16 protein-coding genes, 1 tRNA gene and 1 pseudogene are annotated in these 15,663 nt (G+C 35.9%); 14 read left to right on the forward strand and 4 right to left on the reverse strand.

What is annotated here, in order from left to right; genetic code table 11:
• Positions 1-124: 124 nt before the first annotated feature.
• The 5 genes from LMB57_RS01560 (at position 125) to LMB57_RS01580 (ending at position 8,025) form a co-directional block, all read left to right on the forward strand.
• A complete protein-coding gene (locus LMB57_RS01560; RefSeq protein ID WP_229271987.1) occupies positions 125-1,900 on the forward strand; it encodes a 1-deoxy-D-xylulose-5-phosphate synthase in 1,776 nt (591 codons plus the stop codon).
• A 127-nt stretch (positions 1,901-2,027) separates the two neighbouring features.
• Positions 2,028-2,867 (forward strand): LPXTG cell wall anchor domain-containing protein, encoded by an 840-nt coding sequence (locus LMB57_RS01565; RefSeq protein ID WP_229271986.1) that lies wholly within the window; start codon positions 2,028-2,030, stop codon positions 2,865-2,867.
• Between the two features lie 284 nt (positions 2,868-3,151).
• A complete protein-coding gene (locus LMB57_RS01570; RefSeq protein WP_229271984.1) occupies positions 3,152-4,543 on the forward strand; it encodes an amino acid permease in 1,392 nt (463 codons plus the stop codon).
• A 109-nt stretch (positions 4,544-4,652) separates the two neighbouring features.
• Entirely contained in the window at positions 4,653-5,507 is an 855-nt protein-coding gene (locus LMB57_RS01575) for a DNA/RNA non-specific endonuclease (RefSeq protein WP_229271982.1), read from the forward strand.
• Positions 5,508-5,700: 193 nt separating this feature from the next.
• Complete coding sequence (locus tag LMB57_RS01580; protein ID WP_229271981.1) at positions 5,701-8,025, forward strand: phospholipase D-like domain-containing protein; 2,325 nt, start codon at positions 5,701-5,703, stop codon at positions 8,023-8,025.
• Positions 8,026-8,065: 40 nt separating this feature from the next.
• Here LMB57_RS01580 and LMB57_RS01585 read toward each other — a convergent pair whose 3' ends face one another.
• Complete coding sequence (locus tag LMB57_RS01585) at positions 8,066-8,335, reverse strand: YbaN family protein (protein ID WP_229271979.1); 270 nt, start codon at positions 8,333-8,335, stop codon at positions 8,066-8,068.
• 116 nt (positions 8,336-8,451) lie between these two features.
• Between LMB57_RS01585 and LMB57_RS01590 the strand changes: the two genes are divergently transcribed.
• The 5 genes from LMB57_RS01590 to LMB57_RS01610 all read left to right on the forward strand — a co-directional run bounded on the left by LMB57_RS01590 (position 8,452) and on the right by LMB57_RS01610 (position 11,197).
• The gene (locus LMB57_RS01590; protein WP_229271978.1) at positions 8,452-8,895 is read left to right on the forward strand and encodes a DUF3290 family protein; all 444 of its coding nucleotides are present in this window, start codon (positions 8,452-8,454) and stop codon (positions 8,893-8,895) included.
• 9 nt (positions 8,896-8,904) lie between these two features.
• Complete coding sequence (locus LMB57_RS01595) at positions 8,905-9,543, forward strand: DUF421 domain-containing protein (protein WP_229271977.1); 639 nt, start codon at positions 8,905-8,907, stop codon at positions 9,541-9,543.
• Between the two features lie 75 nt (positions 9,544-9,618).
• Complete coding sequence (locus LMB57_RS01600) at positions 9,619-10,482, forward strand: alpha/beta hydrolase (RefSeq protein WP_229271976.1); 864 nt, start codon at positions 9,619-9,621, stop codon at positions 10,480-10,482.
• Between the two features lies 1 nt (position 10,483).
• A complete protein-coding gene (locus LMB57_RS01605) occupies positions 10,484-10,639 on the forward strand; it encodes a hypothetical protein (RefSeq protein ID WP_229271975.1) in 156 nt (51 codons plus the stop codon).
• A gap of 75 nt (positions 10,640-10,714) precedes the next feature.
• Positions 10,715-11,197: a nucleoside 2-deoxyribosyltransferase gene (locus LMB57_RS01610; protein ID WP_229271974.1), complete on the forward strand. Its 483-nt coding sequence runs from the start codon at positions 10,715-10,717 to the stop codon at positions 11,195-11,197.
• A 63-nt stretch (positions 11,198-11,260) separates the two neighbouring features.
• Here the strand turns inward: LMB57_RS01610 and LMB57_RS01615 are convergent, their stop codons facing one another.
• Entirely contained in the window at positions 11,261-12,079 is an 819-nt protein-coding gene (locus LMB57_RS01615) for an HAD-IIB family hydrolase (RefSeq protein WP_229271973.1), read from the reverse strand.
• A gap of 20 nt (positions 12,080-12,099) precedes the next feature.
• Positions 12,100-12,462 carry a LapA family protein gene (locus LMB57_RS01620; protein ID WP_229271972.1) on the reverse strand — a complete coding sequence of 121 codons (363 nt, stop codon included), beginning with the start codon at positions 12,460-12,462 and terminating at the stop codon, positions 12,100-12,102.
• 170 nt (positions 12,463-12,632) lie between these two features.
• On the opposite strand from LMB57_RS01620, the gene LMB57_RS01625 reads away from it, so the two are divergent.
• Positions 12,633-12,704, forward strand: a tRNA-Arg gene (locus LMB57_RS01625).
• A 329-nt stretch (positions 12,705-13,033) separates the two neighbouring features.
• On the opposite strand, the gene LMB57_RS01630 is transcribed toward LMB57_RS01625, so the two are convergent.
• Positions 13,034-13,894: an alpha/beta hydrolase gene (locus LMB57_RS01630; RefSeq protein ID WP_229271971.1), complete on the reverse strand. Its 861-nt coding sequence runs from the start codon at positions 13,892-13,894 to the stop codon at positions 13,034-13,036.
• Positions 13,895-14,141: 247 nt separating this feature from the next.
• On the opposite strand from LMB57_RS01630, the gene LMB57_RS01635 reads away from it, so the two are divergent.
• From LMB57_RS01635 to LMB57_RS01645, 3 genes and pseudogenes are all read left to right on the forward strand, one after another.
• Entirely contained in the window at positions 14,142-14,789 is a 648-nt protein-coding gene (locus LMB57_RS01635; protein ID WP_229271970.1) for a DsbA family oxidoreductase, read from the forward strand.
• 132 nt (positions 14,790-14,921) lie between these two features.
• Positions 14,922-15,275 (forward strand): hypothetical protein, encoded by a 354-nt coding sequence (locus LMB57_RS01640; RefSeq protein ID WP_229271969.1) that lies wholly within the window; start codon positions 14,922-14,924, stop codon positions 15,273-15,275.
• 195 nt (positions 15,276-15,470) lie between these two features.
• Positions 15,471-15,663: pseudogene (locus LMB57_RS01645) on the forward strand (ISL3 family transposase); the annotation flags it as partial.

Raw genomic sequence — 15,663 nt, forward strand, 5'->3', positions numbered from 1 at the left:
AATGCATGAATTTCGTCAATTTGAACTTGAGAGTAATTTACTCAATGCTTTAGAAAGTGTTAGAATGATAAGAGCAATAAGTATTACTAATTATTAAATGTAAAATCAAGAAGGAGTGGAATAGATGAATCTGCATCCTGATTACCTCTTAAATGAAGTTAATGAACCAAGCGATATTAAAGACATGTCACTTGAAGAATTAAAACAATTAGCAACAGAAATGCGTCAACTTGTTCTTGAGCGTGATGCAAAAATCGGTGGACACGTGGGCCCTAATCTGGGCGTAATGGAGCTAACAATTGCTTTTCACTATGTTTTTGATTCGCCCCATGATAAAGTTATTTGGGATGTTTCACACCAGAGTTATGCCCATAAAATGCTGACAGGTCGGAAATTAGGGTTTCTTGATCCTGATCATTATGAAGATATTACCGGATTTACGTCACCAGAAGAAAGTGTTCATGACTTTTTTGAAATTGGCCATACTTCAACGTCAATCTCTCTTGCAGTGGGGATGGCTCAAGCGCGTGATTTAATGAAGCCTCAATCACATAATAACGTTATGGCAGTAATTGGGGATGGATCCTTAAGTGGCGGATTAGCTTTTGAAGGATTAAACAATGCTGCTAAGCTTAATTCTAACTTGATTATTCTCGTTAATGATAATCAAATGTCAATCGATGAGAACCAAGGTGGTTTATACAAGGGACTAAAAGAACTACGGGATACTAATGGCGAATCTCCCAATAATATTTTTAAGTTTATGGGTCTCGATTACAAGTATGTTGCAGATGGTAATGACTTGCAGACGATGATCGACACCTTTAAGGAAATCAAGGATATTGACCATCCAATCGTCCTTCATGTTAACACCTTAAAAGGAAAGGGCTATGAACTAGCTATTGAAGAAAAGATGAAGTATCATTGGCGCACTCCATTTGACCTCAAGACTGGCGAAGATAAGATTAAGGTAAGTGGAGAATCGTATAGTAATGCTGTTCTTGCTGAATTGGATAAGCAAATTGCAGGGGATAAACCAGTTGTTGCTATTAATGCTGGAATTCCTGGAGCTTTTGATCTTGGCAAATTTAAGGTTAAGCACCCAGATCGTTATTATGATGTTGGGATCGCTGAACAGGATTCAATTACGACTGCTGTTGCAATGGCCCAAGCTGGTGTACGTCCTGTTGTATTTCAAAATAGCACCTTCCTTCAACGAGCATATGATCAATTGATTCATGATATGGCATTAAATGATGCTCCGGTTGTAATGATTGTGCGAGGCGGGACAATTACAGAAAGTTCTGCTACTCATCAAGGAACATTTGATATTTCAATGATTAGTGATTTGCCAAACATTGAATATTTAGCACCTACAAACGTCGAAGAAATGATTTCGATGTTACGGTGGGCAATCAAGCAAACTGATGAACCAGTAGTAATTCGCCAACCAGAAAAGCCGCTTCTTCACGGGACACCAACACAAGATGACTATAGTACGATCAAGTACGATCTTACTCATCGCGGAAGTGAAGTTGCAATCATGGCTGTTGGTGACTTCTGGGAACTTGGTGAAAAGGTAAGGAAGGAACTTCAAGACAAGCTTAACATTGATGCCACATTGATCAATCCAAAGTCTGTAACTGGAATTGATTCAGATGTTCTTCACCACCTAGCAGAAAATCATGATGTAGTTGTTACCCTAGAGGATGGGGTTCTTAGCGGAGGCTTCGGGGAAACAATTGCTCGTTACTATGGACCAAAAGGAATGAAAGTTTTGAACTTTGGAGCACCACGCGAATTTGCGGATAATGTTCCTACCGAAGTCCTCTATGAATGGTATCACTTAACCCCTAAACAAATTGTGGATGATATTGAGCAGGTTATCCATTCACTATAAGCTAACAAAGCTGTCATCGCAGGTAAGGAATTGCTTGTAGGTGATAGCTTTTTTGATTTAAAAAATGTAAATTGCTTCTTTTTACGTATATATATTAAAGAGTATACAAAAATAGGAGCGAGATAATATGAATCATTTAAACCATCTTCGTGTATTGCGAAATATTTGCTTAGTAGGCTTAACGACAGCGTCAACGATCTTTTTGCTATCATTAAACATTCCACCAGTTCTAGCTGCGAACCAAGAACCAATTGCGCAGCCTTTATCTAGCGCAAATAATCAGAAAGAACGAGTTCCAATCAAGCGCGTAATCTATTTTCATCTCTTAAGTGGGGTTAAAAAAGTGGAACAAATGTCTTATGCTCACTGTGAAGTAACGAATGATCCCACCCAAAAGGCAATATGGATAATTGAACCTTTTGAAGAAGTTGATATTCCTGAGCAAGCTGGTTTTAAACCATCAATGGATAAGATTCCGACTGTTACAGAAATAGAGGATTTACCACAATTAAAAAGTACAGTAAATGTTTATTATCAGCCCCTCGTTAAAGACGAAGGAATGAAAAAGAATAGTAAAGAGAATACTTTAGAAGAAAAGAGGGAGATGGAACAAGCTATAGAGAATAAAACTAATACAGCAGAGGAGAAAAAAGGAGAAAAGCAAGCTTTACGAGACAATTACCACGCGGAAGAAGAGTTAGGGGATGATAATCAGGTCATGGAAAATTATGGGGAGGTAAACAACCCAAGAAAGCAGCAAAATTTGCATCAACGGATAGCAGGTATTAATAATCGCCTAAAGCGTTCACGTCGAGATTCATGTAAAAATGATAACCCTGACCAGCAAATACTTCCCCAGACGGGAAATGAGACCGATGATTTAACAACTTTCCTTGGTATGGGGATAACAGTAATGGTTGCGGGGATGAGTCTCTTTTCGCTAAATAGGGCACACAAAAAGAAATAAAACAAAAAACTTGATAAAAGGACTTGCATTTTTAATTTTCTAATAGTATTCTAATGTTATTGAAAACTGAAATGGAGGAAATTAAAATGCAAATTTACAACAAATCGATTATTCATCACCTAACCTCCACCTCAACCACAACAACAATTACCGTGGTTGAGTAGTTTTAATATCTCTTAAATCTGTTAGCAATAGCTATTCAAGATGTCTCAACCACTTATCAAAATTGACAAGGGTTGGTTAGGGACATTTTGGGTAGCTTTTTTATTTAAAGTGAGGTTAGAATGATGGATAATCAGAAAAATGAAGTTAAATTAAATCGGACAATGACTCCCGGACAAATGGAAATGATTGCAATTGGTGGGACAATTGGTAGTGGTCTTTTCATGGGAGCTACGTCAACTATTAAATGGACTGGTCCTTCTGTCCTATTAGCATATGCCTTTGTAGGATTAGTCCTGTATGGTGTTATGCGTGCGTTAGGGGAAATGATCTATATCAGTCCAGGAACTGGTTCCTTTGCTGACTATGGATCAAAATATATTCATCCCTTAGCTGGATACCTGACAAAGTGGAGTAACGTCTTTCAGTTTATTATTGTTGGTATTTCAGATATCATTGCTATGAGTCAATACCTTAATTACTGGTGGCCTAACTTACCAGATTGGATTTCTGGGTTAGTAATGATTATTATCTTAACTCTTGCAAACCTTGCATCTGCTAAGGCATATGGGCGCTTGGAATTTTGGTTTGCGATGATTAAAGTTGTTACGATTATTGTTATGATCATTCTTGGATTGTTAGTAATTGTCCTTGGATTAGGTAACAATTGGCATCCGGTTGGAATTTCCAATTTATGGTCACACGGTGGATTCTTTACTGGTGGATTCATGGGATTCATGTTCTCACTATCTGTGATTGCTGGATCCTATCAAGGAATTGAATTGCTTGGTATTACTGCTGGTGAAGCGGCCTCACCACGCCATGCGATTGTTAAGTCAGTTAAATCTGTTATTTGGCGGATTTTAATTTTCTATATTGGAGCAATCTTCGTTATCGTTTCCATTTATCCATGGGACGAGTTAAAAGCGGTTGGTTCACCATTCGTTGAGACATTTACTAAGGTCGGAATTACTGGTGCAGCTGGTATCATTAATTTCGTTGTTTTGACTGCTGCTTTGTCGGGTGCTAACTCAGGAATTTATAGTGCTAGTCGGATGCTTTTTAAGCTTTCAGTTGATGGTGAAGTTCCTAAGGTATTTAGTAAATTGTCAAAGCGGGTTGTACCAAACGTTGCGATCTTAACAATTGCCTTTTGGATTTTCCTTGGTTTTATTGTTAACATGCTTATGTCGATGTTTAATGCAGCCTCTGCTAATATCTTCGTGATTGTTTATAGTTCAAGTGTCCTTCCCGGAATGGTACCATGGTTTATTATTTTAATTTCAGAATTAAACTTCCGGCGCAATAATCCAGCTGAATTAAAGGACCACCCATTCAAGATGCCACTTTATCCAGCATATAACTACTTTAGTTTGATTGCGCTAAGTGTTATCTTATTATTTATGTTCTTTAACCCAGATACACGGGTTTCAGTCAGTGTTGGGGCAGTCTTCTTAGTTATTATGAGCATTATCTACAAGTTAAGAACTCAACGCCAAGATAAATTAGCGTAAAGAATAAATACTCTCGAAACAGATTGTTTTGGGAGTATTTTCTTTTACCACTTAAAATGATAAAATACTTCTACGAACATACGTTTAAAAGGAAAGGTATTTTAGAAACATGCGATTTCGATTCAATAAAAAGACCCAGTATTTACTTTTAGCTTTAGTAGCGATTCTCGGCATTGGGAGTTTTTCCCAGCCATCTGATAAGGGAAGTACCTTACCGCAGGGGATCCAACGGGTAGCGTCTTGGCGCCATTCTAGCAATAATAATCGATCATCTTCTTTTACGCCGCCAACCCAAGATCAGGCCACAAGTGTTCTTTCGAATGGTGTTCGGCAGCAGTTAGGAACATCTGACATAAAATGGAATGGTTACGGAGCGTTTATTTTAAATAGTAATCAGACGGCGTTGAACGCAAATATTAATAACGCACCGTACGCAGTTAATCGACGTGATTCGCGTGGACGAGCATGGCAGGGTGACGCGTGGCTCAATCGAACAACACGACAGTACCGTAATCGAAACGAAACTGGAAATGGCGCCACTAATTGGAAGCCAGCTGGATTTTTACAAGCCCACAACTTGAAGGGTGGGATCTCCCATGCTTACGATCGCGGACACTTACTAGGATATGCGTTAGTGGGTGGTATCCGTGGCTTTAATGCTTCAGAGTCAAATCCCGCTAATATTGCAACTCAAACTGCTTGGGCCAACGAAGCTCGAAGTAGTACATCAACCGGGCAGAACTACTATGAAGGCTTAGTGCGAAAAGCTCTTGACCAAAACAAACAAGTTCGTTATCGGGTGACTGATGTATATGATGGTAATAATTTAGTGCCTTCTGGTGCCCATATTGAGGCCAAGTCAAAGGATGGCAGTTTGCAATATAATGTATTCGTCCCTAATGTCCAGCGCAATATCAGTATAAATTATGCAACTGGGGCAGTAACGCAAGTGAATACGAAGTAGAAACTTATGTAATTAAAATACCCACTCAATGCTTCATCTAATTGAAAGGATTGAGTGGGTATTTATCATTTACATATAAAACCAATAATAGAAAACTACTGTAGAAACAAAATATTTCAATGGTCACTTGCAAAATCGGTTTAAATAAACGAAAATAAAAAGAGTTAATATTGTTTAGAAAAGGACTACGCCAATGACAGATTCAGATCTAAAAAAGATTCATATTGTTTTTAATGGTCAAGACACTCCACCATTAAAGATCAACCAGCTTTTTGATGCTAATAAGTTTAATCGATTAACAGCAGTTACTGGTAACGTGACTGCTGACTTCATTAATCAGTATCTAAGTCGCTTTATTAAAGTCGAAGTTGCGTTGAGCAGCCCTGAGAATTTTGAAGCTAAAACTGGTGATGAAGTAATCACTAAGGTAGCTTTAACCAATGCATTGCTATCTGCTGCTAATAAAAAGCCTGCTAAAGTCTTTGAAGCATTAACGAGTGACAATCAAGCAAATGTGTTGAATAATCTTTTTCAAGTTGCAATTGCGCCAACTCAGGCAATCCATTCACGTTTTTATCTCTTGAGTAATTCCGAGACCCATGATACTCGTGTGATTTTGGGAAGCCTTAACTTAGACAGTGCTTCATTTGATAAAGAACGCAACCAATATGAAGAAATATTAGTCTTTGATGATGACATTCGGCTATTTCAAAATCTTGATAATCACTATAAGAATGACATTAAGCCAATTCTGCGCCCATTTTTTACCGAAAATCTTTTAAATGCAGCACAAAATCAAATTGATGAGAGCTTAAAAGATAACAAGGGAACTAAGAATGCGGTTGTAATTCTTGATAATGAAGTCACCGATCAAATTGCAGCTGTAGATATGACGGACCTAATTAGTCATGATGTTCAAAAACAAATTGATGAAAATAAAATTCCGGCAATGATTACTAAGTCAATGCGGAATATCACGACTAACCGTTCTCAAGATAAAGAAGAAGCAGAACGACAAATTCAACAACACGATACAATTTATACTTTGCAAAAAACAGCTGTATCGCCACGAGCAGCTAAACCGAAATTGAAATCGCGAGAGAAGATTTTTAAACAAGTTCAGGATGCACTGATTAGTGGAATGACACCGCAACAACGATCAGCAGAGAAAAAATACACAACATTCTTATATGATCGGCCCATGGAAAGAAATCTGGTTAACAATAATAGTGGCCTGTACGTACCGAATGATACAGGCACGCACCCAATTCAATTTGGGAAGATTGCGACTATTAGTCAAATTCGTGATGGCTTAAAGAGTATTGATGCGGTATTAAAAGGGTATCAGCAATACGTTGTTGATTACAATGATGATTATGGCAAACGATTCTATGAAGCCATTTTATATAGTTTTACGGCACCATTTTTATGGGAAATTCGTGCGAAAGCTAGTTTGAATCCTGAAGATGGTAATGATATTCCTAACTTCTTGATTCTAGGAGCAACCGCTGGTTCTGGAAAATCAACTTTGTTACGGATTATTAATCAATTGACATGGAATACTGACCGGTCATTAATTGATTTTGGGACTATCTATCCTACAGATACACCACAGAAAAAAGCAAAAACTGTTGATGCAATTGAGCACTATATGAAACTTGGAAGTTCATACCCCGTTTTAATGGATGAGATTGAACCATACTTCTTCCAACAAGATCAATATAGTCGGCATTTGGTTGTTGATACGATGAATGAATTGGTTAACAATCCACATGCAATTGCGCCATTAATTGGAACAACTAACTATGATTCTGGTTTTACGATGCTTCGTGAAACTGCACGGCGAACTTATTATCTTCAGATTGATAAGGTAATCGATGATCAGCAAAAGGGAGAAGCAAATAAGTATATCTATAATGTACGACAAACTTTAAATAATACGTTGTTTAAGGATTTTGTAATGCGGATGGCAAGTTTACTAGAAGACGATGAAACGCCATGGCGAGCATTTGATGAAAAGACTGGAAAACTTGACTTCTTAGCGAATACTCGTAAAATTTTCCGCGACTACTATCAAATGGCAGATATGGAAGTACCTCCTTACTTTGCAGATGAAATTTGCGATGACTTTAAGGAAAGTTCGCGTAATCGGTGGGCTAAGCTTTACCTAACACAAGAAGAAGACTTTAAATACCGGCAACAAGATCATAGTTTGTTATTTGATATTTCGAAGCTTAATACTTTTAATGGATTTACTGCTGATAGTATTGAAAAGTATCGAAATGCACTGCCAATTGAACTTTGTGTTGATGGTATCAATGGTAAACGTGGCAAATTTGTGGAAATAAAAGCCGATGAATTCTTTAAATGGATCGGTGAACGCAACCCATATGTTGAAGACATTGAGGAAAACGAAGCAAGTAATGATGAAACGTTAACTACGAATACAGCTGAAAAAGTTACGGAATCACCTGTTAAAGAACAAAAGAAGGGATTCTGGGCACGATTATTTGGCTAATATAAAAAGGTCTAGGACGCAAATAGCATTCAAGACCTTTTTATTTATTATTAATTTTTTGTGTCTTTTGTTTCGGATGGTGTTTCAGATTTTCAAGCCGATTTACCAAGGGTGTTGCATATTTTATGTAGAGTGGATTACTAAGGAGCCAGTTGTGAAAACGTGGTGAGATTTTAGTAATGCACCAAATTGTGAGGAGGAAGAATGGAACCTGCGGAATTACAGGGAGAAGCATTCCGATTATTCCACCGACGAATGAAATGCTCCCTAATAAGATCCATCCAAGTTTTAATGCTAGTTTTAAGATCATTGAGAATTCCTCCTTTCTTTCATACTATAGTTACCATTATTTTATCATGAGCAAACGGAAAAAGGGTGGGGAGCTGCTTAAGTTTTTATTACATTTAAGTTAAGGAGAGAATTAAATTGACATTTTACACAATCAACTATTTATCAAATCACCAACATATGAATCAATTATTCAATTACGTTGCTATTATCATTTTTGCACTTTTGATTGCAGTAATGACGCTTTTATATTTACGGCATCGGCTTATTACCCGTTATCGTGATTTAGGAATAATTTTCTTTTTATTATTATTGCTTTTTATTGGCTTTCAAGTTACCGATATGGAAAAAAGTACCACCCAGCAATCCCAAACAACTCAAATGATTCCCTTTATTAAGGCCGTTGCTCGGGATCATGATGTTTCTCCACAAAAAGTAGTTGTTAACTCCACAACTTTAACGGATGGGATTCTTGTCCGAATTGAAGATCGCGATTATCGTGTCAATTTAAGTCAAACAGGAGATAATTATACTCTTACACGAGCACATGTTGTTAATCATCAGGTTAATTTAATGAAGTAGGAGAGAAGAATGGATACTTATTCGTTAATCATTATAAAGTTTGTCCTTGGTATGCTATGTTTGATCCTTCAGATTAATTTATTGGGGAAAGGGAATCTTGCACCAACTTCTGCGATTGATCAAGTCCAAAATTATGTTTTAGGTGGGATCATTGGCGGAATTATTTACAATAGTGACATTTCTGTCCTTGAATTTATAATGGTACTCTTGATTTGGACATTAATTGTATTTATTGTAAAGTTTGCAAAGGATCATAACATTTGGGTAAGAAGAATCATTGATGGACGACCGCAAATATTAATCCAAAACGGCAAAGTATTGGTAGAGAATTGTATGCGCGCAGGAATCAGTGCCAATGACCTTATGTTCCGCCTTCGTGGTCATGGAATTTATGAAGTTGCTAAGGTCAAAAGTGGAATTTTAGAACAAAATGGTCAACTTGTAATCATCGAAAATGATGAAGCTAATGTTCGCTTTCCGCTAATTAATGATGGACAGATCAATATTGACGTAATGGAATTGATTCATCATGATGAACAGTGGGTATTTGAACAAATCCATAAAGCAGGATATGGCAGTGTTGATGACATTTATCTTGGCGAATATGTTAATGGCAAATTAACTTTAATTCCATATCCAAAGGCTTAAAAGATCATCCTCTTTATAATTTTCAAGCGTATAATAAAAGTAAAATACAAAATGAAATGATAAGAAGATGATTTGATGAAAAAATCGTTGAAAATTGCTGGGATTAGTATTGGTAGTCTAATCCTTCTTGCTTTTGGTATTCAAGGTTTCTTATTGCGAGGAACGCCCGGACAACCCTTATCACCACAAAATTACCAAAATAAAATAGAATATTCTTCTGTTCCTACGTTACTTATTCCTGGTTGGGGAGGAAGTACGGTTACTTATAATAAGATGATTAAGTACTATCAGCAGAAACACATTGCACAAAAAGTTCTAACGATCTGGGTTGCCCCTAACGGACGGATCTGGACAGAGGGTGACTTTCACGGGCAAAAGAATGCCTTAATTCAAGTCTTATTTACCTGGAACTATAATGGTACCTACCATCCACAGATTAAGCAACTGACGACTGTTTTGAACTATTTGCAAAAACACTATCATATGCAAAAAATTAATGTAGTCGCCCACTCATATGGAGGAACAGAATTCATTCATGCTTATATGAGTTCAAAATATCTTCAAGAGCATATGCGGTTAAATAAAGTAGTCTTTTTAGGAGTTCCAGTTGAAGAAAGCCTGAACGATCAGTTGAAATATCGCTATCATTTACTTAATAAATCTACAGACAAGGATTTTCATCAATTATTTTTGGAGATGAAAAATTGGCAGCTGAATTATCCTGTTGAGATTTATAATTTAATGGGGAGTGAAGAAGGCAGTAAAACAACTGATGGAGCTGTTCCACATATCCAATCAGAAATGTTAAAATCATTAATTAAAGCCCATCCATCGATTAAGTATCATCAAAAAGTGTATCCAAAGACTACTCACTTTCAATTACATCATCGAACAAAAATTTTAAACAATATCGCTAATATTTTGTGGGGAAGGAATTAAAATGAATAAAGAACATGGTCAAGTAACAGGAATTATATGGCGTGGGCCGGATGACTTAGCTATATATCAACAATTAAAAGAATATGCAGATAAAAAAGATATTTCAGTTTCAAAAGCAGCCAAGCAATTAATTAACACAGCTCTCAAGAAAGATTAAAAAATCCTAATTGGTTAAGGTTATTATTCCATGATAGAATCTTAACTGTACAAAAATTAAAGGGGAGTTCACTTAATGACAAATCAAAAAAGTAAGACAGTATATTTCTGTGCAGGGTGGTTTACTGACAAGCAAAATAAAGCTTATGAGGACGCAATGAACGCAATTAAAACTAACCCGACAGTAGATGTAGAAAATTCTTATGTGCCATTACAACACCAATATAAAGGATTACGGGTTGATGAACATCCAGAGCTTTTGCAAGATCGCGAATGGAGTACAGCAACTTACAATGGTGATCGTGTAGGAGTTTCAACTTCTGATATGCTTTTAGCAGTTTACATTCCTGAAGAAGAGGATGTAGGAATGGGTGTTGAATTAGGAATGGCACGCGCACTAGGTAAATATATTATGGTAGTGATTCCTGATGAGGATTTTGGTAAACCAATTAATTTAATGAGTTGGGGAATTGCAGATAATTTTATTAAAATGTCAGAACTTCCTAATTACGATTTTAATAAACCATCTTACAATTTCTACGATGGTGGAGTATATTAAGAAAAAAGATATGCGATTTCAACTCGCATATCTTTTTTCTTAATGTTAGTTTACATAATATCTTTAACGGCAAATGAATTGGTGTTCAATTTCTGACAATAGCCCAGCATGATTATTATCATATCTTGTCACTTTATCCGCAACTTTTAACAGGTCATCAGTAGCATTTTTCATTGCATATCCATAACCAACTTCTGCTAGCATCTCAATATCGTTTGACGTATCTCCAAAAGCAACTACTTGGGCTAAAGTTCCATTTAAGTAATTTTTAACTAGTCTTTTTAATCCCAAGGCTTTATTTACGCCTGCCGGTAGTATATCAATGCCATAAGCTCCGCTATAAGTTGCTTGAATTAAGCTTGGGAACTGCTCATTTAATTGATTTACATATCCTTGGATAATAGTTTGGGATAATTTGTGTTTGGCCCAACCAAGGTTTAAGTTATAAATTGGCTCAGTGATTGTTTGAAGGTCAGAAAAATATGTGTGGTGGGGATAGAAAGGGACTGGAACATCTCGATACTGCTCAGCAAGGATTGTTTGTGTTTCACCAGATAAAGATAAGATGTCGGGACTAGGGAGCGTATGCTTAATAAAAGCATAAAGCTGTTGCAGTGTCGCAATTGAATGAGTCTTTCCGTAGACAGATTTGCCGTTTATTACCAGTCGTCCACCATTTTCTGCTACAAATTCTGTTACAAGTGGGCACGGTTGAAAGATCGTTGACAATGCATCGTAACTATTTCCACTTGCAATAATAAAGTGGTAGTTTTGTCGTTGTAATAATTCAATATCTTTATTTAAACGGTTAACGTCGAATTTATCATTATCATCTAGTAAGGTACCATCAACATCGACCGCAATAAAACGGTATTTTCCCATTTAATTTCCTCTCTGAAATACTAATTTGCAGAAGGATCTTGTGGCTTTTCTGCAATAGTTTGACTTTTAAGTTGTTGCTTTAACTGTGTATTTTCTTTTTGCAGTTGATCAATCTTTTTTTGATATTTTTTTAATTCGTCTTTACTAACATGCGACGATTGTAATTCTTTTAATTGCTTGTTAGTTTTGAGATGATTAGAAAATGATAGTAAGTAAATAATAATAGCTCCAATAAGTAAACAGATAAAGATTAGTAGCACTAGTGGCATCTTTACTTGTGCTCCAAAAAGGTTGACTATGACAGTTGCTGTATTTAATAGTGCAAAGATAGCGATTATAATTAGAATAACGATTGAAGCAATGGTTGTAGATTGCTTTTTCATAGAAAATTCCCCCTCATATTTTTTATAACATATCTATTATATTAACTTAAGAAGTGCTGGTAAAGGAGAAGGAGGGAATAAATAAACACCACCAGTATTTGTATTTTTTTAAATAAAATTGACAAATTCTCTTTATTTTTTTAATAAATACGCTAAAATAAAATTATAGGGCGTCCTTAGTGTAATGGATAGCACATGAGATTTCGGTCCTCATGATCCGAGTTCGACTCTCGGGGGACGCATTTTTGTAAGATTGTATAAAAAATAAGCTCCGGTAAAATGCTGATATAACGGCATTTTATCGGAGTTTTTGTTTAGTTAAAATGGTATGAAATGGTGAAAGTTTGTAAAGTTGGGGAACAAATAGTGCAATTCGGCAATTTTTGTGCACCCAAAATAATCATTGGCGAATCACATTTTAATACGGACTTGAAGTCCCTGAGACTATGTACGACTTTAGATCTACCTTTAGAGTAACAAAAAAGTTCAGGACAAAAATAATTTTGTCCTGAACTAATCTTAGGTTGTTTTTGATTTCATCAATTTAATGTGAAAGAAGGCAAGAAGTGCTCTACGGCCGGGTTAAATACTTATCTAAAAAGTCCATCACAATTTTAAATACCTGTGGTTGAAGGAATTTCACATCCATGTGACTTGCGCCTTCAATTTCGTATAATTCAGCGGGAACATTGTTTTCAACTAATGCATCATAAAGCTTTTCACTATCTTTGATTGGAACAACAACATCCTCCGTTCCATGAAAGATAAGAAAGGGTGTAGAATTAGAATTTACATAGGTGAGGGGATTTGCAGCAGAATCAAGCTCAGGAGCGTTTTCAGGCTCAGCGCCAAGCAAATTACGGTAAACAAAATCAAAATCGTTTGATGCACTTTCTGTTTTAGCTGTTAATGGATCAACAACACCATAAAAAGGAACCGCTACTTGAACATCACTGGAGTAATCTAAATTAGCCCCTTTGTCGAATTGGTTAAGACCGTTAGTAACACCTAGCATACTTGCCATATGACCACCAGCTGATTCTCCCATCGCAATAAATCGATTAGGATCGGCTTGAAAGCGTTTAGCATTAGCTCTCATATAACGAATAGCAGCCTTAGCATCTTCTAATTGCCCAGGAAACTGAACTTTATTGCTATCACGATATTCGACGCCAACAATAATATAACCATGCCGAGCAAAATCAACTAAATTTGGTAAATGAACATTGTGATCTGTATCCATCCAGCCACCGCCAGCAAACCAAAAAATTACCGGATAACGTGTAGCATCATTGGTTTGAAAATGCCGAATGACTGAGAGTTTCAAATCACGCGTTGTATTACCAAGCCATCCAGGAACTTGCGTATACGTAATGTCTGAATCTAGCCATAAACCGTCACGTACTTGATCAACTTTAAGCGTATGTTTCATGATAAAAACTCCTTTGTTAAAAATACTTTTGCCATAGACTTCAGCAATAGTATTACATAAATATTTTAAAACATAAATCAAAAATATTAGTTTTGTTTAAAAAGTTTTATTTCGGTTGCATTAAAACTATAATTTTAATGACAGGTTAATTTTAAAATAAATCGTTCCCTCTTTACGTATTTACTAGCAACTTCGCTTATTTTATGGTTAGATTAAATTAGTATATATTTATAAGGAGCGATCATCTATGGAAATTCAATACTGGGCTGATATTGCGTGCCCATATTGCTATATGGGAATTACACAATTACAACGAGCGCTTAAAGAATTAAAGATTGCCGATCAGACACCATTAAAATTTATGTCATTTCAACTAGATCCAACGTTACCAACAACAACTGATTTATCAATGACAGAATATTATGCAAAAACTCATCAACTAACTAAGCAAGAAGCTGCTACACAAATACATAAAATTGATCAACTTGCTGCCGATATTGATTTACCAATTAAGATGGAAAATGCGATTCCTGTTAATACATTAGCTGCTCATCGCTTAATAAAATACATTGAGAGTTTAAATGACCAAGCATTACTTAATAAGGCTGTTAAACGTCTTTATCAACTTTATTTTAATGATAATGAATCAATCGCGGACTATGAAGCTCTAACTGTTGCAATGAATGAAATCGGACTACCTGTTGCTGATGTTAAAAAAGTTCTTGAATCTAATCAGTATGAAGATGAAGTTCGAAAAAACGAACGGCGCGCATTTATGATTGGAATGCCAAGTGCACCGCTATTTGTGATTAATAATAAGTATTCAATCACTGGTGCGCAACCTTACGAAGTATTTTTAGAAGCCTTGAAAAAAGTAAAAAATACAACTAAATAAGATTTAAGCAAACCAGAAGATAATTGCTGGTTTGTTTTTTATTCTCCCCTGCTCTATTTGTAAATAGAAAAACTGTAATTCTTTATAAATTCTAATCATCCGAGTAGAATAAAACTTGAGGAGGTCTTTAGAATGAAGGTAACAAAACTTATTGTAGGAATTATTATGATTGTATTAGCCATTATTATATTTGTTCAATCAATTGTAAGAGGTTTTGGGAATCCTAATCCTACAATCCATATTTATGCTGGAACAGCCGAATTAATTGTTTCGCTGTTATATCTGGCATCAGGAATCGTCTATATCGCTACTTGTGGTATTGATGGTTTAGGTGGCGATATTGCTGGATTATCGATGATGCTAATTAGTTGGGTTCTAGGTTTATTAACGTGTACTATCTATCTTCCATTGCAGCTTTGGGCATGGTTGGCTTTAATTATTGGAGTTGGCTTTTTTGTTTGGCATCTTATATTACGACGTGAATAAATTATGCTAGTTATTAGGCAATCCAATGATGTTTGCTTTTAGCTTACGTTATTAGATTGCCTATTTTTTGGGTATACACTTTCTGGTATGGAGAGAGATTCCATGCCAGATTTTTTTATACAAAAAAGAGGACATTTGCTGTCCCCTCGTTATACAATCAATTCACCACAAAAATCATGAAAGAAGGTTAAACAAATGTCCCATAATGATTCTATCCTAAATATTCTTGGAATTAAAGATAAAAATATTAAAATTATTTCTGTTGAAGAAGCTGAACACAACAATGATTCTGTTAAAGAGTATATAACGCTAATAACAGCTACTCTTTCTTATCCGATTAATCGTTGTCGTAACTGTGGCTTTCCCACAGTTAATAAGGATGGCTTTC

Origin of the sequence: Limosilactobacillus secundus (genome assembly GCF_020784695.1) — a bacterium.
Lineage (GTDB): Bacteria > Bacillota > Bacilli > Lactobacillales > Lactobacillaceae > Limosilactobacillus > Limosilactobacillus reuteri_F.

Bases quoted from the DNA above. Each gene is read 5' to 3' on its own strand.
- LMB57_RS01560 (WP_229271987.1), top strand. From the start codon at position 125: ATGAATCTGCATCCTGATTACCTCTTAAATGAAGTTAATGAACCAAGC.
- LMB57_RS01565 (WP_229271986.1), top strand. From the start codon at position 2,028: ATGAATCATTTAAACCATCTTCGTGTATTGCGAAATATTTGCTTAGTA.
- LMB57_RS01570 (WP_229271984.1), top strand. From the start codon at position 3,152: ATGATGGATAATCAGAAAAATGAAGTTAAATTAAATCGGACAATGACT.
- LMB57_RS01575 (WP_229271982.1), top strand. From the start codon at position 4,653: ATGCGATTTCGATTCAATAAAAAGACCCAGTATTTACTTTTAGCTTTA.
- LMB57_RS01580 (WP_229271981.1), top strand. From the start codon at position 5,701: ATGACAGATTCAGATCTAAAAAAGATTCATATTGTTTTTAATGGTCAA.
- LMB57_RS01585 (WP_229271979.1), bottom strand. From the start codon at position 8,335: ATGATCTTAAAACTAGCATTAAAACTTGGATGGATCTTATTAGGGAGC.
- LMB57_RS01595 (WP_229271977.1), top strand. From the start codon at position 8,905: ATGGATACTTATTCGTTAATCATTATAAAGTTTGTCCTTGGTATGCTA.
- LMB57_RS01600 (WP_229271976.1), top strand. From the start codon at position 9,619: ATGAAAAAATCGTTGAAAATTGCTGGGATTAGTATTGGTAGTCTAATC.
- LMB57_RS01605 (WP_229271975.1), top strand. From the start codon at position 10,484: ATGAATAAAGAACATGGTCAAGTAACAGGAATTATATGGCGTGGGCCG.
- LMB57_RS01610 (WP_229271974.1), top strand. From the start codon at position 10,715: ATGACAAATCAAAAAAGTAAGACAGTATATTTCTGTGCAGGGTGGTTT.
- LMB57_RS01615 (WP_229271973.1), bottom strand. From the start codon at position 12,079: ATGGGAAAATACCGTTTTATTGCGGTCGATGTTGATGGTACCTTACTA.
- LMB57_RS01620 (WP_229271972.1), bottom strand. From the start codon at position 12,462: ATGAAAAAGCAATCTACAACCATTGCTTCAATCGTTATTCTAATTATA.
- LMB57_RS01630 (WP_229271971.1), bottom strand. From the start codon at position 13,894: ATGAAACATACGCTTAAAGTTGATCAAGTACGTGACGGTTTATGGCTA.
- LMB57_RS01635 (WP_229271970.1), top strand. From the start codon at position 14,142: ATGGAAATTCAATACTGGGCTGATATTGCGTGCCCATATTGCTATATG.
- LMB57_RS01640 (WP_229271969.1), top strand. From the start codon at position 14,922: ATGAAGGTAACAAAACTTATTGTAGGAATTATTATGATTGTATTAGCC.